Below are 23,547 nucleotides of genomic sequence, written 5' to 3'. Positions count from 1 at the left end.
TGACGCCACACACTGAAAAACACACGACGCCCATCAAGTGCAAGGTGGTCAAGGGGGTGCTCGCCTTCGATCCGAGCGGGCCGGCCGCCGCCAGGCGGGGCGGTGTCGGCGTACTCGTGAAAATGCGCACCGGGGTACGGACGAAGGGACTCTGTCGCTGATCTTGTGATGCTGCTGGGTTCAGGTTCTGAGGAGAATCCGCGTTCGGAGGAGATCGAGTTTGGCTCGGCCGTAGCCGGCGCGCTTGATCAGCTTGACTCTGGTGACCTGGCCTTCGACTTGGCCTGAGCTCCAGGTTGAGGAGAGGCCGGCGACAACGGCGTCCTGGTCATGGAGGAGTCCGCGGGCGAACTGCTGCAGCGATGGCAGGTTGCTGCCGTGGACCTGCTCGATCCAGTCGAAGAGGTCTTGACCGCGTCGGTCGTGCATGAGGGTGGCGAAGGTCCGAATGTGTTCGACGGCTGCATCGAGTTCGGGGCAGGCCGATCGGATCGCTTTGAGGCCGAGGAGTTCGTGGGGCCGGAGCCGGTCGGGGTGCGTCATCACCCAGCGAAGTGCCCGCCGTGGCTTGGGCAGGGCAGGTGTGGGAGGGGCGGTCTGGATGCCCTGTTTCAGTTGGCGGATGTATCGGTTGACGCCAGTGCGTTCGCCACGAAATCCCTGGTCACGGACTTCTCGGAAGAGCTGACTGGCGTTGCGGCAGCCTTGGGTGAAGCGTTCGTAGAGGTAGGGCTTGTAGTCGTCCAGCAGGGTGCGTCGCTGGGTGACCTTGACTAGCAGCTCGTCGACGTCCGAGGTTTGGGCGTATCGGCGGACCGCGTAGTAGTCCAGGTCGAGGTCCCGGCTGATTCCGCGGAGGGAGCGGCCCTGGGCGAGGAGTTCGTGGATGCGGCGGTGTCGTTCGCGGATCCGTCCGACGATCCGGCGGGGCCGGCCGCGGACGTCGAGTGTTCCGTCCGGTGGTGCGACGGGGGCCTCCTCGTCAGACTGCCCGGCCGTTTCGTGGCCGGCGCGGATGCAGGCGTAGTGGCTGGTGAGGGTCCTTTCGACGGCTTTGGCCAGGTTGTTCCAGAGGTGCCATACGTCTGCGATCTGGACTGCTTGAGGAGTGGCTGCCCTGGCCGCCTCGGCATAGGCGGAGGCCCTGTCGCGGCAGATGATCTCGACTTCCGGATGGTGTTCGAGCCACCGGGCGACCGCCGCGGCCTCCCGCCCAGGCAGGACGTCGATGGGGCGGCGTGCTTCGAGGTCGACCAGCAGCGTCGCGTAATTGTGACCCTTGAGCAGGGCGAACTCGTCCACTCCCAGGACCCGCACCATGCCGGGTTCCTCGAGGTCGGAGGCTCGAAGAAGCCGTAGCAGGGTGTCCTTGGCCACCGGCATCCCCATCCGTCGGGCCAGCCGGGCTCCAGCTCGCCCGGCCAGGGCTTCTGCGACCCGCACCAGCAGCTTGCGAAGAACCGGGGTGTGTCGGGCATGAGGGCTGGTCAGACCCGGTATCTGTTCGACGAAGGTCACCGCCGGGCAGCCGGAGCTGAGGCACTTGAACCGGCGGACCAGCAGCCGGACCACCACCGGAGTAGTCCCCACCGCAGCGTCTGCCAGGCGCCGTTCGTACCGGCCGTGCACCCGCCACGACAGAGATCTGCACCGCGGGCATCTGACCGCGTCGGCCCGGGCCCTCGTGCGAAACGTGACCACACCAGCGTCCCGCGAGATCGACTCCACCACCACACCCGACAGATGTGGAAACAATCGCACCAAACCCCCAGAACTGCACACCCGGAGGCTGCCCAGCTCAGCCGCCAAGCATCACAAGATCAGCGACAGAGCCCATTCGTCCGTACGCAACTGGGGGAAAAGTCCGTACGCCGACACCTGGTCCAGGTCCTCCTCGACGACGGTTACCTCGGGCTGAGCGGAGACCATCGGGGCAGGGCTCTCACCCAGCCGCGCAAGCTACGGCAAGGCGCAACACTTCCCTTCCTCGAACATACCGAACGCCGGCGACACGAGCACTCCTCGCAACGGATCACCGTCGAACACTCCCTCGCCGATCACAAGCGCTGTAACCAGCTCCGGCGCTGAATCCACCGTCGCGACCGCCTCCCCGATGCCTACCGCGCTATCGCCGGCCTCGTCTCCGACCGCAACACCACCACCTGACGGACACCGTGAACAGGGCGAACACAGCTCGCCTGCTATCACTCACCAACTCATTACGTGTTTTATGGATCGTTTGTTCGAATAGAATGTCCCGTCGACTCCCCATTCCGCGGTACGATCCGGCCATGGTTGACCAGCTAGACGAGACCAAGATCCCGCGCGACCGGACAAGCGTGGAGCTGTTCGCGGGCGGAGGCGGCCTCGCCATGGGGGTCCATCGCGCGGGATTCCGCCCGCTCCTGTTCAACGAGTTCAACAAGCGCGCCTGCGAGACGCTGATGGCCAGCGCCGGGCGGACACTTGGCGATTCCGGGCTCGCCCTCACGCGGGACACGGCGCCGCTCCCACCGGGGCCCGGCGAGCCCGCGCCTCTGTACCCGGGCGACGTGCGCGAGCTCGACCTGAGGAAGTTCGAGGGTGAGGTCGATGTTCTCGCCGGCGGTCCGCCTTGCCAGCCGTTCAGCGCCGGCGGCGTCGCCAGGGGCGACGAGGACAAGAGGAACATGTTTCCCGCCGTATTCAATGCCGTGCGCGAGATGCGCCCCAAGGCGGTCATCTGCGAGAACGTCCGGGGCCTCCTGCGCCCCTCGTTCGCCGACTACTTCCAGTACATCAAGAACGAGCTGCGCCTGCCCTTCATGGAGCGCGACTCCAAGCCGACCTGGGAGTCGCACAACGCCGCGCTGATGGACGCGCTGGGCGATCCTGACCCGAGGCTTCACGCCCTGGATGTCGACGGCGGCCTGCCGGCCGGGGACCGCAGCCCTGATCGTTACAGGGTGATCGCCTTCCCCGTCAACGCCGCCGACTACGGTGTGCCGCAGGTGCGCAATCGTGTGGTCATCGTCGCCTTCCGCGCCGATCTCGGTGTCGAGATCGTCAGGGACTTCGCTCGGTATGTCAGGAACCACCGCTTCTCCCAGCCCGCCCTCCTGCGTTCGATGCGAGACGGGTCCTACTGGGAGCGCCACCCGGACGTCCGCCCTCACGTCAGGGACCGTGTCATAGCTCGCCTGCCGCGCGAGATCGAGGACGACGGCCGAAGGCCGTGGCTCACGCTCAGGGACGCCGTGAAGGGCTTTCGCCCCACTGATGGGCTGGAGCCGTCACTGCCTGCGCTGCCTGCCGTCGACCTCACCCGGCTCGACGAGAAGCACGACTTCGGCGGGGAGGGACTCGCTGGGCACATCGGCTGGCCCGGCGCCCGCATCTACAAGGGGCATACACCCAATGAGCTGGATCGTCCCGCCAAGACTGTGAAGGCCGGCGTCCACGGCGTGCCGGGAGGCGAGTCCGTCATGGAACTCGACGATCGTGTTGAGGACTTCGCCGCCCCGGATGGATGGCGCCGCCTCCACAGGTACATGACCGTCCGGGAGACGGCCCGTGTGATGACCTTCCCCGACGAGTGGATCGGTTGCGGTCCGCGCGGCGAGCAGATGCGGCAGCTCGGCAACGCCGTCCCGGTGGTCCTCGGCGAGTTCTTCGCCAGGGCGGTCTCAGACGCGTTGGGCGCGGCCGGACAGTGACGTCCCCGACCTCGCGGGCCGGGCGCGCCGGACGCTGGAAGGAGAGTCTTCCCCCCGAGCGCGCCTACAAGCGGCGAACCGGCGCGATCGCGCCAGCCCTGGAGCAGGATCGCGCCGCCGGGGGACGCGGCCGCCGCTCGGTGGATCTCGGTGACGGCCGCTATGCGCGCGCCTCCATCGCGTTGAAGCTCTACCGGCGTACCCGGCGAATCCGCGCCTATCTCCGCTGGTCATGCGACGGTGCCACACGGGAGCGTTACGTCTGTGAGGTTGACTACCCCACCCGCGGCGAGAACTTGGCCGAGGCTTGGAGCCAGGCCAGGCGGATGGGGCTGGTGACCGATCAGTCATTGCCCGAGGGCTCCACGGCGTCCTCCAGCGGTGTCCGGGCTGTCATGCGCGCCAACCGCGGGAAGGACACCAGGCCGGAGCTTGCCCTACGCAGACTTCTGTATGCGAGCGGTCTGCGTTACCGGGTGGACGCCCGTCCGGTACCCGAGGTAAGACGCAGGGCTGACCTGGTGTTCCCTGGCGCCAGGGTGGCCGTCTTCGTCGACGGCTGTTTCTGGCACGGTTGCCCGGAGCACTATCGGCCCGCGACCCGCAACGCCGAGTTCTGGCGGGAAAAGATCGAGGGCAACAAGGGCCGTGACAGCGAGACCAACGAGATCCTGCGATCGGCCGGCTGGAGCGTGATCCGCGTATGGGAGCACGAGGCCCCGGAGGCGGCCGCCGAGCTGGTTTCCGAGGAGGTGCGGACCCGGCGAACCACTATGAGACCCCGCGCGCCCTACCCACGCGGGACGATCATTGAGTGAGGGCGTCTGCCTCGCTCGTCAGCCACGACAACTGCCCCTCCCGCCCTAGTGCGCACCGCCGCAGTCTCCCTCCCAGGGTTCGGACTGGTCTGGATGGGAGGGGACGTGGTCGAGCGGGGGGCTGTCATCCTGCTGAGAGGCCACCACCGAGGAGTCCTGGGCACGTGGAGAGCGCGTTCCGCTGTCCTCAAACAGCCCATCCCCCGGTGGTGCCCCTTCGCGGCCAGGTCAACGAGTCGACGACCAGGATGAAACCGCCGTACCACCTCGCTCGATACGAGCTACTGCCCTGTCGCCTCAGGCTGGTGGTTCGGGTTCGTCTGGTAGTCGCCCGAGAGCCTGCCGCGAGCGTCTACTCACCAAGCCGCGATGATGGCCTCAGGGGTCACAGCCCCGTTCGGGTCATCGACCATGTTCCCGTCGATCTCGTATACCCAACCCCATGGATTCACCTTGGCCTCGGCAACCAGCTCGGGCAGGGGTATCCGCTGCCCACCGCGCTTCCTTCTGAACATCCCACGTCTCAACGCCTCCCCGGTCCTCAGGGGCGATGCTACGCAGCGCCGAAAGCTCCAAACGAAGTGCCCAGTCAGCTCGCTACCCGCGACCCACCCGAGTGGCCCGGCATTCCCCTTCCACGCATCCGTGCCGCACCCGAGCGGTCTCCTGGACGAGATCGAGGACCACCACGAGTACACAGCCCTCCACGACACCGAGCTCCACGGCGTCACGACGGAGACTGGAGACCTGCGCGAAGCCAGCGCCGCGTGTCACGGTGAGCGGCTCCTGCCCTCCGGCCGTGACAAACGAGCGACGCGCGGGTGCCCGCCGCAACCCCAATCTCCAGGTGAGCCACGCGTGCACACGGACACCACTGCCGCGAAGGAGGTCCGGGTCTACCGGGATCCGCGCACCTAGTACGTCACCACGGACGGCCATCGAGTCCGGCCTGGGCGGTTCGGGCTCCTCGATCGGCTGGGCGCCCCGCGCGATCAGGTCGATCAGTCCATCGGGCGTTCGCCCGATCTGATCGCTGAGGAGACACTGCTTGAGCCTCCAAAGACTCACCGGATACACCTGTGCGACCTGCGCGAAGAGGACACCCTGCGCGATCGGCCCGCACTTCGTGACCATCGCCACCAACGCCTCGACCGCGCTCCCGTAAGACGTGATGCGCAGATGGGACCACTCGGACAGCGCCCATGTGGAGTGCGGCCGTATCTGCGCGAAACGGTCGTCACGCCGGAGCGCCTCCCGGGCCGCCGCGACGGATGCCACCCCCATGGGCTCGACAAGCTCTTTCGCGGGGCGGGGGTGCCCCGTCTCCAGGAGATACAGGTAGGCGGAGTCACGTCCTCTCGCCTTGCGACGGACCCAGTGTCCGGCCCCGTCACGAACGAGCTTCGAGCGGGGATCGTCAAGGATCTCGGCGAGGCCGATGCCTAGGGGGATACCCACCGCGCGCGCCTCCTCCGCCAGGCTGTCCCCCCGCAAAGGGGCCCGGTCGACCAGTTCACGCAGTCTCTGGTCGAGCGCCTCGGGCTGGGTGGTCCACCAGCCTCGCAGAGGACCCGCCCATGTGCGAGGAGCGCGCAGCCCCGCCTCGGTCAGGAGCACGTCGAGGACGACGTGGTCAGGCGCGCCCAGGGCCAGCGCGAGGTCTTCCCTGCGGACGGCGGGTCCGTCCCCGGCCTCCCGCGCGACGGCGCGCCACCTCGGTGTGGCGACATCGGCCATGGCGGCGAGGTCTCGCCGGAGTTGGTCGATGATCTGGCGGGCTCTCTCCCGTGTCAGCCCGAACCTCGCGCCGGCTTCCCCCAGGGTGTGGCCCGCCGCGCGGAGCCCGACGATCCTGCGGGACCTGTCGTCGAACACCGATTGCCATGCCTTGGGCAGCCACTCCCCTAGTTCCACGGTTCTTACATCTCCTGGAAGTAGGTGACCCGCACGCCCAGGAACCTAGCCACGTGTTCGTGCGTGGCCCTCTCCTCCCGTGTCACTGGGGAGGAGAAGGCGTCGATGACGCAGATCGTCCAAGGGGCGGTCTGCCCGTTGGAGCGGTCGAGGATCGCGGGCCACAGCAGGTTCTTGAAGTTGGAGCTTGAGCCGACGACGAAGTGCAGTTCCTCGTCCTCCGAGCCGACCTTGCGGGCCTTCGCGCGCATGGGTTTTTGACGCTTGGAGCGCGGAACGACCTCCCACTCGCCTCCCAGAGTCTTCTCGATGATCTCCTCGATCGTGGCGGCGGGCTTGCTGACATACTTCGCGTACTTGGTCCCCCCTCGAAGGGCCCGCTGATACTCCTTCATCGGGCCGTCCTTGAGCCAGGGCCGGACGTTCGCGGCGCTGCCAAGGTGTCCGATGAGGCGGCCTCCGATCTCCGGGTCGTCCGTCCAGAGCTGGTACAGGTGAGTGCGCTCGTCGTCACTGAGCGCGAGCCAGTCGGCCTGCGCGGCCTTGGAGTAGACCAGCCGCAGAACGGCGTCCTCGACATCGGCCGGGATGTTGTACTTGCTCACTGGATTCCTTTCGGCATGGGGAATTGGAGACGGACCTCGTCGGCCGCGGTCTCGAGGTCGGCGGCGTCCTGGATCCACATGTCCATCAGGGAGCCGACCGTCTCGTCCTGGAACTCGATCCGCGAGGCGTGCGGGAGCTCCAGGTGTTCCGCCTCGGTCGCCTCCAGGGCCCGGCGCAGATTGAGGGCGGCCGCCGCGCGACGGATGTCCGTCACGAAGTCGAGGACCCTTAGTGCCTTCTTGTTGGGGCTCAGGCGCAGCCCGCGGCCGAGCTGTTGTACGAAGATCCTTCGGCTGTGTGTGACGCGCAGGAACGCGATGAGGTTCACGTCGGGAACGTCGACACCCTCGTTGAACACGTCCACGCAGGTGATGACGGGTACGCGCCCGAGACGGAACTCGTTCAACAGGACATTGCGATGCCTCTTGGGCAAACCACTGTGCAGATAGGAGGCGTTGGCCCACTGCGGGTCGGAGACCGAGAGAAGCCGCGCCATGTGTTCCGCGTGCTCGATCGTCTGGCAGAAGACGATCGCGCGGGGCTCGACGGTCTCCCGCCAGGCGGCCCGCAGGTGCTCCACGATCTCCTCGTCCCTCTGCGGGAGGAACAGGTGCCGGTTCAGGTCCTTGATCGAGTATCCGTGACGGCTGATCTCCTTGACGGTGTCCCAGTCGACGCCGTCGGCGTAGAGCCGGTAGTCGACGGCGGACAGGAAGCCTTTCGCCATACCCTCGGCGATGCCCATGCTGAAGCTGGGATAGCCGAAGCGCACGGTGATGTCGAACTTGTCGCCTCGCCACGGGGTGGCGGTCACTCCGAACTGCGCCGCAGCGGAACACAGATCGAGAAGTTCCGCAAACCTGCCGGTCTCCGCCACGTGATGGGTCTCGTCGATCATGATCAGGTCGGGCCGGTACCCGTTACGGGCGGCAGCGAGCGCGGACTCCACCGTCGCGACGACCACTCCCTCCAGGTTCCTAGGCTTGCTGTCACCCGTGAGGAGACGGGTGGGGACGGTCTTGGGGATGTGCCGCCACAACGCCTTCTCGAGCTGTTCGACAAGGTCCCGCATGTGCGCGACGACAAGCACCTTGGCCTGGGGTCGCGAGGCGAGGAGATTACCGATGACCTCTCCGCCCACGACGGTCTTGCCCAGCCCCGTCGCCAGGACCAGGAGGGCCGAGGCGTCGGCCGCCAGGTCACGCTCGATGGCCCGTACCGCGTCGATCTGGTAGGGCCTGAGCTCGTACCGGCTGGGTACACGCTCCGGCATACGGGCGCCGATGGTCTCGAGCGTGGCGCCGTGCCACAGGGCGATGTCCACGCCCACACCGGCCAAAGCGCGGCGGCGGGCCTCGGCCGTGGCGGTGATGTTGGTGTTTGTCGCCAGGACCGCCTTGTCCGCCCGGTAGTGGGTACGGGCGCGTTCGAGATCGTCGACGCCGGCGTGGTCCGCCGTGCCGTGCGCCTTCCACTTGCTCTGGAACACCCACTGCTCCCGGTTTCGCACGGCCAGGAGATCGGCGCCGTGGTCGTTGGCGCCGTCCACGACACGGACATCGTGGAACCCGAGGTGCCACAGCGTCCTCTCCAGGGCCTTGGTGAGGCCCGCCGGACCTCCGTCACGAAGCTCGGAGGGAGATAGGAACACCGCGCTCACTCGTCGCCGGCCAACTCGTCGGCGAGGAGGGTGACGCTGAGGCGGGCGCGCTGGAGCTGAAGGACGGTCGCCTCGCTGGCGAAGGTCCCGATCGTGGCCACGTCGGCGAGGTAGCCGGTTACCCGGGCGAGGCTCAGGGAACGGGCGGCCGGGGAGTGCACGGTGGTGTACGGGCCCCTGAAGACGCGGCCGTCGAGGAACGCCTCGGGCGTGGTGTCCACCATGCGGACAAGGGCCAGTGGCGGAAGGTAGGTGATGAACCCTGCGTCCTCTCCCAGGGCCCCGACCTCACCGACCCGCCCGGCGGCGATCATCGACTCCTCGGCGGCGTGCCGCTCCTCCTTGGTGAGACGGCCGAACATCTCCTGGTGCCCGCCGGCGCGGTTGAGCTCCGCCACCGCGCGGCTGCGGATCTCGTTCAACAGGTCGCGCGCCTCGGCGCCGACCGTGGTGCCGTCCAGCGCGCTGTCCTTGAGGGACTGGGCTCGGATGCCGGCGAGGAGCTGGGACGGGTTCCACTGGGAACGTGAACGGACCTTGAGGAGCGGCGCGAGCTCCACGAGAAGGAGGTCGGCGTAGTCCGCGCCGAACCGCTGGAAGACCTCGTGCTCGACATCGAGGAAGGCCATGAGCTCGTTGCCCGCGCGCTGGTCGAGCAGGACCGGGACGCCCTGGCCCGTGTCGTCGAGGAGAGGCCCGCTGTTCTTGAGCAGCCGTGTCTCGACGTTCAGGTAGCCGAGTTCCGGATGGCCGAACGGACGGCTGAGGTAGGAGTGGCGCGTCGAGGCGCGCTCGTAGCGGGCCAGGCGCTCGCTGCGGGTCTCGGTCCTCTGCTTCACCACGGTGGGCGCGCCACCGCCCGTCATCCCGACGGCCCCCTGGGTGGCCGTCGGGGTGACACCGGACGCGGGAGCGTCTGCGGGCACACCAAGGGCGTCCAGGACGGCTTGCTCGTCCGGCTGGCTCGGGACGCTGGCGGCGGTCTTGACCTGCTTGCCCTTGTTCTTGATCTCATCGTGCTGGAGGGCCGCCTGCCACCAGCGCTCGTCCGTCTGGTAGTCCGGGTTGCCTCGGTGGAATTCGTGACCCCAGCGGCGGGTGTCCTCGTGGACGGGCTTACGGCCGTCACCGGGCACCAGGCACCTGACGCCGGCGTCGTTACGGCGGTATCCCTTGAACAGCAGGGCGAGCGGCCTGGTGTTCTCGGGGTAGCCAAGGGATTCCGCTCGCTTGGGCTGGAGCGGGGCGACGCCTCGCAGCAGTTCCACGGCGCTGCGCCAGCTCCGGTCCGCGTACTCGAAGGCGTCCTTCTGGTACGTGACGGGGACGTGGTCGAGGTGGATCTCGCCGATGATGCGGCCACCCTGGTGGGCGAGGTCGATGGGGTACTCGGGGTCCTCGTTGCCGGGCACGCCGTCGGGGTTGTTCCAGGTGAACAACTGCTTGTCCCAGCGAAGGATCTTGCGGCCGTTGCGGAGGAAGTCGATGCCGTAGTCGGTCTTGTGGAGGTAGCGCTGGACGCCGAGCCAGCCCCAGACGCGGCGCTTTCGTACGGAGAGCCTGTCGCTGCCGCAGTCGGAGCAGACATCCCCCTGGGACAGTTGCCACTGACCACAGTCGGAACAGGCCAGGCCGTCCTGGAGGACCTCATCGATCTCGATGTAGGCGGGAACCCGCTCCTTGCCGTTGTACAGCACGGAGCGGTCGTCTCCCCAGCGGCAGTGTCGGACCGGCTTGACCTTCGTACCGCCCACATACAGCTCGAAGCCCCGCGCGTCCAGGATCCACGAGTAGACGGAGCCGAGCACGTTGCGGAGCACTGCCGCGTTCCGGCGCAGCCACTCCACGCGCTTTCCGTGCAGCCGGTCGATGATGATCTTCGTGCCATGCTGTGCGGGGTCGCTCTTCGGCTCGGTGATGTCCGTCGCCTCGAAGTCGTCCTTGATATGGTCCAGGTCGACCTCGACGCCGATCCACTCACTGTCACCGGATCGTGTCGTCAGGACGCGGGTGCGCTTGCCGAGGCGAGCGGTGGCCACGTTGAACCCCATGCCGAACAGGCCGAGCTTGTCGTGCATGTCGTTACCGGACCAGCCGGCCCGCACCGCCCGCTCGAGTCGCTCGTAGGTCATTCCCTGGCCGGTGTCGGTCACGACGAGTTCTCCGTTGGCCGAGGAGGGCAGGGAGACGCTGACCTTGAAACCGTCGGGCCACTCGACCCCGGAGCGAACGATCTCGCTGAAGTCGTCGAAGGAGTTGTCGACGAGCTCGGCCACACACTGCCACTCGTCGAACTGGATCTCTCCCAGCATGCGGAGCACACGGGCAGAGGGGGTGATCTTCACTCGAGCTGAAGCCTCTCCAAGAGAAACCGACACGCTCAGCGCCGCCTCGTCTCCCAGCACATGGCGAAGCTGCCCGGCTCAGAGGAGCCGTGCGTGAAGACCGAGCCTATAGGCGTGTCATGACAGCCCACAGGCCTACTGTTCATTTCGTACGGACTCGGCGGGGGGGCGTCGAGTCTGGTGGTGGCGGAGGTGTCGGGCGCGTTGGATGGTCTCGCGCCTGGTCTCCGCGGACGCGTTACCTCGCTGCCCCGGCCACCGCAGCGCCGGTGGTGTCCTGGGCGGCTTCCCATGGGTGCCCGCGGTCTCGCGGGCGTGAGTGGAGGGTCGGTGGTGTCGGCTCGCCATCGCGTATGGGCCGCTCGCCATGAGCCGCTGTATCAGATCCACTTCGTGGACCGTTAGGACGACGTCCAACCACTCTGTGGGTGGCCGGTGGGGAGGCTGGACGGGCTGGCCGCTACCTCGGAGTGGGTGTGTGGGTCTTCTCTTCCACCATGCCAAGCTCTTTGGGTCTCCATGAGCGCGCGGTACTCGAGCACGTCTTGGTGCTGGGGCTCGCCAGCGCGCCGTAGCCGCGGGGCTGCCTGGGCCATACCGGGGTGGTCGCCGCTTGGGGATCGGGCTCTGTGGGCGCCGGCCCACGGGTCCGGAGGAGCTTGTGTGTAGGCGGTCCTATAGACAGGACTCGCGTCCGTAGACGTGTGACGTCCATGATCGGTCCAGCGCCCGTGCAGGCGAGATTCTCGTATGGGCGGACCGCCCGAGCCGCTCTCGCGGCCGCCTGGTCACCGACAAGGTGCGTGCGTCACTTCCGGCTGGCCGTGGTCGACCGGTTTGGCTGGTCGGCTTCGCGGGACGTCGTCTGGCCCTCCTGTGAGCCCGTAGCGGGTGACATCACGGTGTGCGAGATCGTTTCGGGAGAGGGTTGTCGAGGCGTGGTCCTCGTTATTGTTGGGCAGGTCGGGGTCACGCGATAGGGCCGGTCCTCGTTTATGTAATGGAGCGTCGTGTGAGCTCGTCGGCTACTACTTGAAGCCAACGAGAGAGCGACCTGACTCGCGATCCTCGTAGGAGTACGCCCGCTTCGGCATGGGCGCCTGTTCCTCCTGGAGTGAGGTTCGCGGAGCCGATGTATCCAAGCTGATCGTCCGCGAGCACGATCTTGAAGTGAATCCCTAGTCCCGTCTCGTCCCAGGAACAAACTGTCAGCTTGTCACGGGCGATGCCAGCCGCCTCACGAAGTACCGCCACGGCTTTCACGTTGGCATTGGATCGGTTTGGCGCGGACCAGCCCAAAGCCCTAGTGATTATGGTAGCGGTCCCGCCCTGCCGCAGGAGCGTGGAGAGGGCTGGCGCGAGCGCAGTGGTGAAGGATGAGTGCAGGTATGGTGCGGCAATCAGTAGATTCGCTTGAGCGCTTTCCGCGACTTCGCGAATAGTGCGTCCCGTATCGAGTGGGAGTCCTGGCCCGCCATTGTCCCGGGACATCGTGCTCAGTGATTCCTTCAGGAAGGCGGGGACGGTAAGCACCAGTTCCCATCCCTCGTCTACTGACATCGCTACCATCGCGTGCGCTTGGGCGAGGAGGAGTGGCGCGCCTTCTGTGAGGTTTCCTTCGTTGTCGAGAATCTTCGCGTGTGACAGCGCGTAGGGGACGAGCCGTTGATCGACGACCGCGCCCATGATCACTGCGGAGACCTCAAGGGCGGTGCCCGCGGCGGCTGCGGTATCGGTCGCGGCCGCCGCCGTGGCAACGGGGTCTGAGGCTTGTAGCAGCAGGGAGACCAAGGGCCTCAGCGGCTCCAGTATCCGCGCCATCCTCGTCCGCTTTCTACTCCTGGCTGGGACATTCCTGCGGCAGGGTCGGAGACAAGCGGTGGGAGCGTGCCGAAGAGCAGATTGCGGTTTAGCACGGTGTTGAACCTCGCGCAGGCCACTTCGGAGAGGTGCAGGCACGCGGCGCACGCCCCGCCGAAGTCCCGCCGGCAAGGCGGGTCGAACACGCAGCGGGTCTCCGCGTCCAGTTCGGACAGCGCGTCCACCAAATCGTATCGGTATACGTGTTCCAGCCCGCCCAGAGTGAAATTACTGCGCGTGTTGGCGTAGACGAGGAAGGCGCAGTTGGCTGGGAATAGGTATTCCCCGAGAGAGTCGACGTTGAGTCCACACCTGGTGGCCAGGGCCTTCATCATGCGATGGGCCATGGAATGGACAAGGCCGAGTATCGCCTTGGAAATGGGGTTCTCGGGAGCGTTGAAGACGTCCAGTACCGGGTCGCCGAATTGGAAGATCCATCGCTGGGCGTCTTCTTGTGTGCTCAATCCGGGGTTCTCAACGACGCCGGAATCAGCAAGCCATTGCACCACGGCCAGCTTGTCCAGCTCGAATAGGAGACCCTCGGTCTCAGTGCGTACCCCATACATCGGGAACTTACTGTCTCGGCCAGCCGGAAAGAACCGGAATCGCTGCGTGGTCTGGGTGCCTCGACGCGTGGTGGCCACCGCGTTACTGCTGATCCTTGTGTAACCCGCCACGATGTAGGCGATGGGCAGTTCCCGAAGGAGAGTGACGTCGTTGAAACCGTACTGGGAGATCAGCTTAGGGTACTGTTGATAATAGGCCTCCAACTGCGTTCCGGCGTCACCGTCGAGCAGGTTCTGGATCGACAGGGGCTTGGCGTCCCATGCGAGGCCGAGCTGCCGGCACTCCTCACCGAATTCCTCGATCGTCCCGGCGTCACGTCCCAAGGCTTCGATTTGAGCGTCCCAGGCGGGCACGTCATCCTCACGCAGCTGTGCCTTGGCGATGAGCTGATCGTAGAGTTCCTCGCCCGGCCTCATTCCAAGGGCTTCCGCTGTCTGTCGCGCCTGCTCGATGGCGCCCCCGGCGGAACTCGCGCCGCCGGCTCGCCTGAGACCCTCGGAGCCCCTGGGCAGTGTGCCCAGGCTTTGCGCTACCGCGGCGGCGTATACGCCCTCGTAGGCGAGGGCGCCGTAGTCACCGCGTGTGGGTGGGTTGATCACGGTGACCTGTTGGGGATAGTAGGCCGCTGTCTGCGGCACGCGCATAACCTGGGGGCGTCCTTCACCGCAGGTCGAGCACCACCTGACGATTGGCTCGTCAGAGCGGCGCTGGCAGCCGGCGCAGGTCCAGTACCAACGCGAGGTGTTCAGATCACGGGTGTTGTTGAGATGCATCCAGGAGCGGCAACCCGAGGCGCACCGGGGCGCGGTGATCTGACTCAGATGACCGCACTCATGCACCTCACTCCAGGAGAACTGGTCCAACCGCCCATGCCCGGCGGTAAGACACACGGGCGAGGTGTCGGCGGGCCGGACCGTCCGGAAGGCTCCGCACGTCCTGCATAGGAAGGTGTTGGGGAAGCGAGCGGCGCGAAGATCCTCCGCTTTGACCAGACTGAACTGTCGCCGCTCGATCGCGATCAGCTCCGCTCGGGCTCGTGGATCGTTGCCCTTGGCGGTGGCGAAGGGGAGAAGTAGCCGGCGGAGTTGGGGTTCCACCCATCCTTCTGGGACATCGAGGGGGGTTACCTGGCGTGGCGGCTCGCCTAGCACTGAACCCTTGGACGACCAGTTGTATGGCTGTCCGGGCATGTACCGCCAGAGCGCCTGGATATTGCTGCGGGTGAGCTCTTCGAAGACCATGGGGGGCTCTCTCCGAGTGCGGGAAGGGAACGGCGGGGAGCGACGCGAAGCGGTGCGCGGCTACAACTCGCCGTAGATGGTCAAGGGCTCCTCGATGTCGCGCAGGGACCGAGGTACCGATGGATGCAGCAGATCGGGGAGCCTCTTGCCCGCCTCCGCGCGAAGCGGAAGTGTGGCTAGGTGGTCGTCGACCCAGGCATCGATGGCTTCGCGGTGCATGCGGTGATAAACGCTCGTGCTGTGGATGCCGAATCCGTGGCGCAGGAGGGAGACGAGTTGGGATCGGTTGACTGATCCGTCGTTAACGGCGTCTCGGAACGCCGTCGAGTCGGCCAGGGATCGTCGCCTGCGTCCTGCCGTGATCCAGTCCCGGTCAAGGACCTGCAGAAGCCAGGCCATCAGTCCGCCGGGCAGGACACGCTTTAGTACGGGTACCGACTCCCGGTTCACCGGCACTTTGTGCACCAGACGATCCAGGTAGCGGATCCACTCCGGGTAGTAACGAAAGACACTCGCGTCCCGGTCCCGACTGGGATTGATCACGTTGACAACCAGTCCCGGAAAGCGACGGCCCACACGCGCGGACGCCTGGATGATCTCGGATGCCTGAGTAGGCGTGCCCATGACCGCCATGACACCAAGCCTCGCGACATCAAAACCGTGTCCGATCGCCTTGGTCGCGGCGATGATCTTGACACGCTCGGAAGTGTTCGACGGAGGCCTCAGCAACCGGCCTACAGCCGAACGGATCACGTCAGGGCTGGTGTCACCATTGATGATGGCGAGGTTGTCCTCGCTTTCCAACAACTTACGGACCTCAGGATCCCTGACGAAACTAGTCAGATCCTCATTACGCAAGCAGTAGGCGACCAAGACCTCGAAGAGATCCTCACCCGCGCGCCGGGCCTCCTCGACGATCGAAGCGTTGTCCGCGTCCAACCCCGCCTCGGCGACAACACTCTTGGGATCATCACGCAGGTCGCGAACCCATCGATCGTGCACCATCGCGACCTCGCGAGTGGCGGTGACCATGGTGCTCGCCCGAGAGCGCACTCCCAGGAACCGACGTAGCGGGTCACCCTTACGGGTAGTGGACCAGAAGGTCTCCCCCGCCTCAGGGCCATTGACGGGAAAGCGCCGGGCCTCACGGTCATAGAGGTGGCGCACCTGGTTTCGGTAGCCCTCAATCGTCGCAGTGGCGCCGACGATCTGGAAGGGATCGTTCTTGAAGTGCTCGCTGATCCTCTGCAGCAACGACTCGTACATGCCGTCGAGCGCGCCCAGACTCTCGTCGAGGAGGTGGAGCTCATCGGCGATCTCCAGCCGAATGTGCCCAAAACCCTTCGGAACCGGACGCCGCTCTTCCTTGCATCCGAAGATGGGGCACCAGTTGGGGTTAGCGGAGTAACCGTGCCGTGGACAGAGGGAATGCGGACGGCCGAGCAGGATCTGGAAAGCCTGGTTCTGACCAAGCTGCGCGAGCTTGTCCACAGTGCCGACGAGCACGGAGGGCGCCCGGCGGTAGATGTCGTCATCGACTCCCCAGACGGGGAGGACGCCAGCCAGCTCACAGTCACGGTTCTCACAGACGTGACGCATGGTGTGGCTCGGATCGTCCCACCTGACAGTGAGGCTTCGACCGCAGATGGGGCAATCATCCAGGACTCTGCACGCCTCGGCGGTCTTCGGGTCGGTGGGGTCCAGGCTGTTGTTGTAGTTGCTGCCGTCGGGTTTGCGAAGCCGATTGGGTGTGTTGCCGCCTCCGACGAAGTAACCGATACCGAAGGCCCCGGTGTCACGGATGCGAGAGTCCCTTCGCCTTAGGACCTCCGCGTTCATCACCATCTTCGCGAAACGCTCGGTCTGCTGCAGGGCCAGCAGGCGAAGAGGGAAGCGGGCCCATACCTGGGTGCCGCGGGTGACCCCCGTGTACCTGCCGTAGAAGAGCGTGACGAGCATCAGTCCGAGGTACGCCTCGGACTTTCCACCGCCTGTCTGGAACCAGACGATGTTGACTTCTCGGTGCCGCTTGGGATCTACCAAGCCCGGCAGGCATCCGACGATCCAAGCCACCTGGAAGGACCGCCAACTGTCGTACTCGCCGTTCGCGGCGGCCTTGACCACTTTGTTCGCCGCCACGAACGCGTCTCGCACGCTCGGATCACTCCGCAGGATGTCCAATCCCGCGCGGACCCAGCCCGCTTCCGAGCGGGCGGCCTCGGCATCCGCCTCAGCCTCCGCGCGTGCCTCGTCGTTCCACCCTCGCGTCTTCTGCAGAACATCCAACGCGGCAGTGCCCCAGTGGTCATCCACCCAGACATCCAGGAGGTTGACCAGGGTCGAGACGGTGTCAAGCGGGTTCGCGATCAAGGAGTCGAAGGTGGTGTCGATGGGGACCTCGCGACCAGTCGCGTCGCTTGACCGCTCTCGGGGGTACGCGCGCCAGGTCGGTTCCGTGGCGGCGAACTCGGTGCGCAGTGTGGTGCGTCCGTCATGCTCTTGATGCGAGACAGGTGAGGCGTGGCCAAACGCCGGCACCGAACGCTCGTATCGATGTGACTGGGCGACCTGCTCCAGCTCATACGGCTCGATGCGTCCATCGAGCGTCGCTGTCAGGACAACCTGGTACAACCGGGTGTCCAGGTACGCCTCCTCGTAGGGGCGCGTTCCATCGATGAGCTGGTCCTTGGGAGCCGGGGTGGTGTTCACCACCGCGACGAAGACCTCGAAACCGTCATCGAGGGGAGCGATCTCGATCTCTACGGCCGCTTGGTGCCGGGGAGGCGCGACCTCCGTAACAGGGACAAGGTGGCGGGCGCTGTACGCGGCCCACGTTCGCTCGTCGACCAAGTCATGGTCATAGGGCAGGGATCCGTTTGCCGGGGCGCCCAGGCGCTGCCGGAAGAACTGGTGATCCTGGCTTAGGGCGGCTGCGCGCAGGGCCGCGGCGATCTGTTCCTCACCGACACGCATGGACAGCACCTTCGCGGAAGGCAAGGAGACGGGAATCCGCACAGGTTCCATCGCTACGTGTGTCCAGATGGCAGCGAGTGGGTACTTCGTGCCACGTCCGCCTCCCGGGACTTGGCCGACACGAGGGGGACGACCGTCGGCAGACACGGCGGTCACCTTTGTGTTCGCGCCGGCACCCGCCGTCGTACCACCCGTCCTGGACGCTGTGGTCGTGGAGGCACGCTGCTCGTCCACCGTAGGGTGCAAGGCCATGAACACCGATGCCGCGACCTCGATGGTGAGGGTCTCAGGCAGTGTCCGCACACGAAAGGAGAAGCCCTGGGCCGGAGGGGTGATCTGAAGCCCGCGGAAACCAGCGTTGGTTTCGGCGACGAGCTTCGCCTCGCTGGCGAGCATGCCCAGCCACAGTTGCTTCTGCGGCTGATCCAAGAGTCTCGCGCCAGTGGGGATGGACGTACCCGTGGCCTGGTCGACGATGCGCCGGGAGAGACAGCCGAGGAGAGCGTCGTATCGGTGGGCTGGAGTATCAGCCGGCACAGACACGCGGTTACGAGAGTACGCGGTCATGGTTGAGCTCCTGCTTTGAGGGACATAGGCGCGAAGCCAATGGGCACGTCCGGGATGTCCCTCGCGTGACCTGTGTAATGAGGTGTGAGGTGTGAGAGCTACGCGTACTGCGCTTCTGGTGCGGGACCATAGCAGCGCGTGACATCGCCCTACTTGCGTACCAGCCAGTAAGTATTGCTATAGAGACATAACTTGACTGGAAATCAGCTCTAGTTCACGCGCCACGAACAGACGTACGACTAGGTGGTGTTTTAGAACGCGGTGACCTGCCTGTTTGGCCGTCCGGGGAAGTCTCGGGCGGCCATCCAGATGGTGAGGTCACGGGCGATGTCGTTGATGCCGGTCGCCGTGGTGACCTCGTGCTCGTTGCGGGTGGTGTCACGGCGGACGATCTCGTAGCCGCCCCCGTCCAGGACGGCCACGGAAGCGAACCAGACGGGGTCGTCCTCGTCGGGCTGGACGACGACGAAGGTGTTGTCGGAGTTGTTGAGGTCGCTGATCAGCGTGAACAGCGCGTCCTCGGAGGGGTCGTCGATGCGGTCGCCGTTCTCGCTGTCGGCGCCGTAGTACTGAGCCCCCATCGTGGTCTCTCCCTCACCCTGCCGGCCCTGGTCGCGGTCAGCATGGCATGCGGAACCGACAGCTCGGGCCGGTCACAGCCATTCGCCGATGGCGGCGATCAGGACGGTGGCTTCGAAGCGGACCGCGAGTTTGTCGAACCGGGTGGCGACCGCCCGGTTGCGCTTGAGCCGGTTGATCCCGCACTCGACCGCGTGCCGGGCCTTGTAGTCCTCGCGGTCGAAGGCCGGAGGCCTCCCGCCGGCCTTCCCGCGTCGCTTGCGGTTGCCAGCCTGGTCGGCGGGCTCCGGGATCGTGCAGCGGATTCCGCGCTTTCGCAGGTAGGCCCGGTTGGCGCGGGAGGAATACGCCTTGTCGCCCCGCACCCGCAGCGGCCGGACACGGGGACGGCCGGGTCCGGTGCGGGGCACCCGAATGCCTTCCAGAACGGCGACGAACTGAGGGCTGTCGCCGCGCTGACCTGCGGTGACCAGCAGAGACAGCGGTCGCTGGCCCTGCTCGCAGGCCAAGTGGATCTTGGTGGTGAAGCCTCCCCGGGACCGGCCCAGTCCGTGGTCGTCGGGCTCGATTGAGGTTCCGCCCGGCGGTTCGTTCTGGGCCTGGCCGTCGCGGCGGGCACCCGCGGCGTGCTGATGAGCCCGGCAGATCGTGGAGTCGACGTTGACCTCCCACGTGATCAACCCAGCCGCATCCGCCCGAGTCTGCAGCCGAGTCAGTAGTCCGGGCCAGGTGCCGTCGCGCTGCCAGCGGCGGAAGAGTCCGTAGACGGTCTGCCACGGCCCGTACTCCAATGGCAGATCCCTCCACGGAGCACCGGTCCTCACCCGCCACCGGATCCCGTCGATCAGCTTCCGCCGGCCCAACGACGGCCGCCCCAGCACCGCGACCGGCAACAACGGCTCCAGCACAGCCCACTGTTCGTCAGAAAGATCCCCTCGCCCCACACCCAGATCATCGCGATGCGGGACGAGGCGCCGAGCCGATTTTCAAAACACGGCCTAGGCCCCGGGGACGGCCTGTTTGCCAGGACGCGACGTAAGCACGCCGCGTGCTCCATGGTCCGGCTCCCTTCCCAAAAGGAGGAAGCCGTGTCTTGCGCACACCGGGGCGCCGTCCGTCCCGAGCCACCCCGTGGCACCTCTCGCAGCCACTTCATGCCACTGCGCGCCGTCGCCGTGAAGGCGACCAGCCGTGCGGCGATCCACCGCGCCCTCATCACCCGTCAGCTCAGCTCGCACTCACCCGCAGGGGGACCCGTGACCGTCAACAACACCCAGCAGCCCGACCAGCCCGGCCGCCGGCGCTTCACCCACTACCTGCGCGCACTCGTCGCGCATCTCCGCACGCAGATCCAGAGCACAGACCCGTCCCTCAAGGCCGGCCTGCTCAGGCACCTGCACGGCGAGCTCCGCAACGGGATAGAGAAGGAGCTCCTGGAGCAGCTCACCGACGAGACCTCGGCGCTCGTGATGCTGCTCCAGTCCTTCATCCCGTGACGGGCACGGGCCGGTCTTTGACGAGGAGGCCGGCCCCGCTGGAGGGCTTCACCTCTCCAGGTTCCCGTGCCTTGGTCCCTGTCGACACCGCAGCTCGCGCCAGATGACAGCTCTTCCTCATACGACTGCCCCTTCGCCCCCGGCCACTGCGGCCGGGGGTTTCGTGCTTCCTGGAGGACCGCCGTGCGGACGTACGAGACGCTGCCCCGCTTCACCGTCGACCTTCACCGCCTCACCCCCGCACAGCGCCAGCGGTTCCACCGCGCCGTCCTCAAGGCCTTCGTCCCCGACCTGCGCACCGGACGCCACTTCCATCCGGGCCTGCGTATCAAGGGGGTGCGCTCCGCCCCTGTGGGATTTCAAATCCCGTGTCGGAATCTCACGGCCGATGTCGCATCGACATCGGATATGACATCGGCCGTGAGACCGCCCAGGTCAGAGGACTGGCTTACCGCGTGATGCCCCCGATTGTCTTCCTAGGGGTCCTAGGATAAAACTAGGGCCTCAAGGATTACGGGAGGGTGCATGGTGCGGGCCGGGCTGACAGCGGAGCGGGTGACGGTCGCGGGCGCAGAGCTGGCGGACGACGTCGGACTCGACCAGGTGACTATGTCGCAGGTGGCGCGGCGGCTGGGCGTGAAGGACGCGAGCCTCTACACGCACGTGCGCAGCCTGGAGGATCTGCGCGGTCGGATCGCGCTGCTGGGGGCGGACGAGAAGACCATCCGTATCGCGGAGGCGACCGCCGGGCGAGCGGGCAAGGATGCGCTTGTCGCCTTCGCGGATGCCTGGCGGGAGTACGCCCACCAGCATCCGGGCCGCTACATGGCAACGCAAAGCCCGATCCGGATCGACCCCGAGCTGGCCGCGAAGGCGCCCGGACCACGGCGGGCGGTCGAGCTGACCTACGGCATGCTGCGCGGCTACGGGCTGGCCGAGCCGGACCTGACCGACGCGGTCCGGTTGCTGCGCAGCACGTTCCACGGGTTCGTCGCCCTGGAGGCGGCGGGCGGCTTCGCGCACAAGCGTTCGCCGCAGCAGTCCTGGACCCGCGCGCTCGACGCCCTGCACGCCCTCCTGGAGCACTGGCCCCCGTCCCGAGAAGGAGACTCCTCATGACCGCCCCGACCATAGGCAGCCTGCGTGTGAATGGCGCGACCCTGCACTACGAAGTGCGAGGCCAGGGCCCGCTCCTGCTGCTGATTCCCGGAGGGACGGGCGGCGCGGCATCCTTCGACGGCATCGCCGACAACCTGGCCGCCGAATACACAGTCGCGACCTACGACCCGCGCGGCATGTCCCGCAGCACGCTGGACGACCCCGACGCCGAGCAGCAGGTGGCCGAGCACGCCGATGACGCGTTCCGGATACTGGAACTGCTGTCGCCCGGCGAGCCCGCCCGAGTATTCGGTGCCAGTTCGGGCGCGATCGCCGCCCTGCACCTGCTCACCGCCCACCCCGAACGCATCGCACGGGTTGTGGCGCACGAACCGCCAGTAGTGGAGGTCCTGCCGGACGCGGCTGAACACCGCGCACTCATCGCACACGTGCAGGACACGTTCCGCACCCAAGGGCTCATGCCGGCAATGGCCGTGTTCGCCGCGGGCCTGAAGAAGGACAGCGACACCACCGAGCCGAAGGGCGAGCTCAAACTTCCGCCCCAAGCAACGGCGCGGGCCGAGCAGACGATGGACAACCTGCCGTACTTCGTCGGGCAGATCGTGCCCAGCTTCATGTCCTACACGCCGGACATCCGCCGGCTGGAGGGGCTGTCGGACCGGCTCGTGATCGCCGGTGGGCAGGACTCACGCGGTGAGCTGCCCCACCGCTCGGCAGCTTTCCTGGCCGAGCGTCTCGGCACAGAGCTCCAGCACTTCCCCGGCGGGCACATCGGACTGACCACGCACCCCGCAGAGTTCGGCGAGCTCCTGCGGAAGGCCCTCAGAACCTCGATCTGAATCGCGCATGACCTGCTCGACTCCGTCGGAGGCGGTCGAAGGAAGCGACACGATCCTGAGACTCAACTCATCCGTCACTGTCTGAGACAGCCTGAAGAGCAGCAGGTCACGGCGATGCTCTATGACGTGGATCGCGAGATCCTATAGCCCCGGGGGTCTACGAGCTGACCTGGGCGCCGGACGGGCGGGCGACGTGATCGTACGGCCGGGCACGGATAACCGGGGACCGGCACATCATCTGGCGTCGGATCGGAACCCACGACGTCTTCGCCCGGCCCTGAACGGAGGCGCCTGGCAGGTGGTGTAACAGGCGAGGCTGGCCATCGCATGACCTGCGCACTTGTCCGCAGTCACACTGAACCCTTCTCATCCTGATCGCCAGGCGGTCTCGATGGTGTGAATGGCGGCGATGGTCCGGCTGATCCGGTTCGGGCTGCAGCGGGCCTTGCGGAAGATCCGCCATTGCTTGAGGCGGGCGAAGGCTCGCTCACCGGGCGCCCTCAGCCGGGCGTGGTCCCGGTTGAACCGCGCGTACCGTTCGGGCAGGTCGCGGCCGTAGTAGGCAGTGCGGACCGTGGCACCGGCTCCGCGGTATGCGCGATCGGCCAGGACGAGGATCTGCCTGGTCAGGCACGCTTGAATCACTCCGTGGGCGCGGGCGGCCGTGAGGTCGTGGGTGCGTCCGGACGGGCCAGGACCGCGACGTTCATCCCGTGGTGGCGGTGCTTTTGCGAGTAGTACGGCTCGTCGGCGGCCACCCGGTCGGTCCTGATCAGGGTGCCGTCAAGGATGAGAAACTCGTTCGGGTCATGGCCCTGCAACGCGTCCAGCAGGGTGGGTGCCTGGTCGGCCAGGATGTCGACGGCCTCGGTCACGTACCGGCCGGCCGTGGCGGTGGAAACACCGAACACGGCTCCCACCTGGTGCAGCGTCTCGTTCTTGCGCAGGTGTACCAGCACAAGGAGGGCCTGCTGGAAGCAGCTCAGCCGCCGCCAGCGCGAACACAGTTCACGCCTTCGGGCGTAGATGAGCCAGGAAACATGCTCAACCACCTCATGTGGGATGTCGAGCATGGCACGATACGGGACCAACAGGGCTCCTGTGTCGAGACGTTGATGAGTGAGATCACCAACCGAACGACCAGGAGCCCTGTCACGTCACGAACTCTCATCAGCCCCTCGTCATCAGCCTCAGAACCCAGGATGAGAAAGGTTCACTGACCCCGCGGCGGGATGACGGCAGAACCGCGTGACGGCCGAACGGCGGCT

At 66.5% G+C, this 23,547-nt stretch carries 15 protein-coding genes and 2 pseudogenes; 6 read left to right on the top strand and 11 right to left on the bottom strand.

Annotated features, from left to right (window positions below; genetic code table 11):
- Nucleotides 1-180: 180 nt before the first annotated feature.
- Nucleotides 181-1,701, bottom strand: a complete 1,521-nt coding sequence (locus AB0398_RS30930; protein WP_366379010.1) for an ISL3 family transposase — start codon at nucleotides 1,699-1,701, stop codon at nucleotides 181-183.
- Nucleotides 1,702-1,881: 180 nt separating this feature from the next.
- Between AB0398_RS30930 and AB0398_RS30925 the strand changes: the two are divergent.
- From AB0398_RS30925 to AB0398_RS30915, 3 genes and pseudogenes are all read left to right on the top strand, one after another.
- A pseudogene (locus AB0398_RS30925) lies at nucleotides 1,882-2,166 on the top strand (IS5/IS1182 family transposase); the annotation flags it as partial.
- A gap of 125 nt (nucleotides 2,167-2,291) precedes the next feature.
- Entirely contained in the window at nucleotides 2,292-3,695 is a 1,404-nt protein-coding gene (locus AB0398_RS30920; RefSeq protein WP_366378966.1) for a DNA cytosine methyltransferase, read from the top strand.
- A complete protein-coding gene (locus AB0398_RS30915) occupies nucleotides 3,692-4,513 on the top strand; it encodes a very short patch repair endonuclease (RefSeq protein WP_366378965.1) in 822 nt (273 codons plus the stop codon). The genes AB0398_RS30920 and AB0398_RS30915 overlap by 4 nt, the downstream gene beginning before the upstream one ends.
- 597 nt (nucleotides 4,514-5,110) lie before the next feature.
- Here AB0398_RS30915 and AB0398_RS30910 read toward each other — a convergent pair.
- The 9 genes from AB0398_RS30910 to AB0398_RS30870 all read right to left on the bottom strand — a co-directional run bounded on the left by AB0398_RS30910 (nucleotide 5,111) and on the right by AB0398_RS30870 (nucleotide 19,769).
- A complete protein-coding gene (locus AB0398_RS30910) occupies nucleotides 5,111-6,427 on the bottom strand; it encodes an RNA polymerase subunit sigma-70 (protein ID WP_366378964.1) in 1,317 nt (438 codons plus the stop codon).
- 5 nt (nucleotides 6,428-6,432) lie between these two features.
- A complete protein-coding gene (locus AB0398_RS30905; RefSeq protein ID WP_366378963.1) occupies nucleotides 6,433-7,032 on the bottom strand; it encodes a hypothetical protein in 600 nt (199 codons plus the stop codon).
- Entirely contained in the window at nucleotides 7,029-8,684 is a 1,656-nt protein-coding gene (locus AB0398_RS30900; protein ID WP_366378962.1) for a DEAD/DEAH box helicase family protein, read from the bottom strand. Before AB0398_RS30900 ends, AB0398_RS30905 begins: the two co-directional genes overlap by 4 nt.
- Nucleotides 8,685-8,689: 5 nt before the next feature.
- Nucleotides 8,690-11,005 (bottom strand): ATP-binding protein, encoded by a 2,316-nt coding sequence (locus AB0398_RS30895; protein WP_366378961.1) that lies wholly within the window; start codon nucleotides 11,003-11,005, stop codon nucleotides 8,690-8,692.
- 1,026 nt (nucleotides 11,006-12,031) lie between these two features.
- Entirely contained in the window at nucleotides 12,032-12,859 is an 828-nt protein-coding gene (locus tag AB0398_RS30890; protein WP_366378960.1) for a phospholipase D-like domain-containing protein, read from the bottom strand.
- On the bottom strand, nucleotides 12,835-14,706 hold the full coding sequence (locus AB0398_RS30885) for a hypothetical protein (protein WP_366378959.1): 1,872 nt from the start codon (nucleotides 14,704-14,706) through the stop codon (nucleotides 12,835-12,837). The genes AB0398_RS30890 and AB0398_RS30885 overlap by 25 nt, the downstream gene beginning before the upstream one ends.
- A gap of 60 nt (nucleotides 14,707-14,766) precedes the next feature.
- On the bottom strand, nucleotides 14,767-18,246 hold the full coding sequence (locus AB0398_RS30880; RefSeq protein WP_366378958.1) for a hypothetical protein: 3,480 nt from the start codon (nucleotides 18,244-18,246) through the stop codon (nucleotides 14,767-14,769).
- Between the two features lie 251 nt (nucleotides 18,247-18,497).
- Complete coding sequence (locus AB0398_RS30875; RefSeq protein ID WP_366378957.1) at nucleotides 18,498-18,827, bottom strand: hypothetical protein; 330 nt, start codon at nucleotides 18,825-18,827, stop codon at nucleotides 18,498-18,500.
- 72 nt (nucleotides 18,828-18,899) lie between these two features.
- On the bottom strand, nucleotides 18,900-19,769 hold the full coding sequence (locus AB0398_RS30870; RefSeq protein ID WP_366378956.1) for an IS5 family transposase: 870 nt from the start codon (nucleotides 19,767-19,769) through the stop codon (nucleotides 18,900-18,902).
- 210 nt (nucleotides 19,770-19,979) lie between these two features.
- On the opposite strand from AB0398_RS30870, the gene AB0398_RS30865 reads away from it, so the two are divergent.
- From AB0398_RS30865 to AB0398_RS30855, 3 genes are all read left to right on the top strand, one after another.
- Complete coding sequence (locus tag AB0398_RS30865; RefSeq protein WP_366378955.1) at nucleotides 19,980-20,321, top strand: hypothetical protein; 342 nt, start codon at nucleotides 19,980-19,982, stop codon at nucleotides 20,319-20,321.
- Between the two features lie 525 nt (nucleotides 20,322-20,846).
- Entirely contained in the window at nucleotides 20,847-21,440 is a 594-nt protein-coding gene (locus AB0398_RS30860; protein WP_366378954.1) for a TetR/AcrR family transcriptional regulator, read from the top strand.
- Nucleotides 21,437-22,279, top strand: a complete 843-nt coding sequence (locus tag AB0398_RS30855) for an alpha/beta hydrolase (RefSeq protein WP_366378953.1) — start codon at nucleotides 21,437-21,439, stop codon at nucleotides 22,277-22,279. The genes AB0398_RS30860 and AB0398_RS30855 overlap by 4 nt, the downstream gene beginning before the upstream one ends.
- A 366-nt stretch (nucleotides 22,280-22,645) precedes the next feature.
- On the opposite strand, the pseudogene AB0398_RS30850 reads toward AB0398_RS30855, so the two are convergent.
- Nucleotides 22,646-23,411 (bottom strand): annotated as a pseudogene (locus AB0398_RS30850) (transposase family protein).
- Nucleotides 23,412-23,547 lie beyond the last annotated feature (136 nt).

Source organism: Streptomyces sp. NPDC086147, assembly GCF_040702165.1.
Taxonomy (GTDB): domain Bacteria; phylum Actinomycetota; class Actinomycetes; order Streptomycetales; family Streptomycetaceae; genus Streptomyces.
Note: the sequence above shows the minus strand (reverse complement) of the source record. Positions and strands in the feature narration are given on the sequence as shown.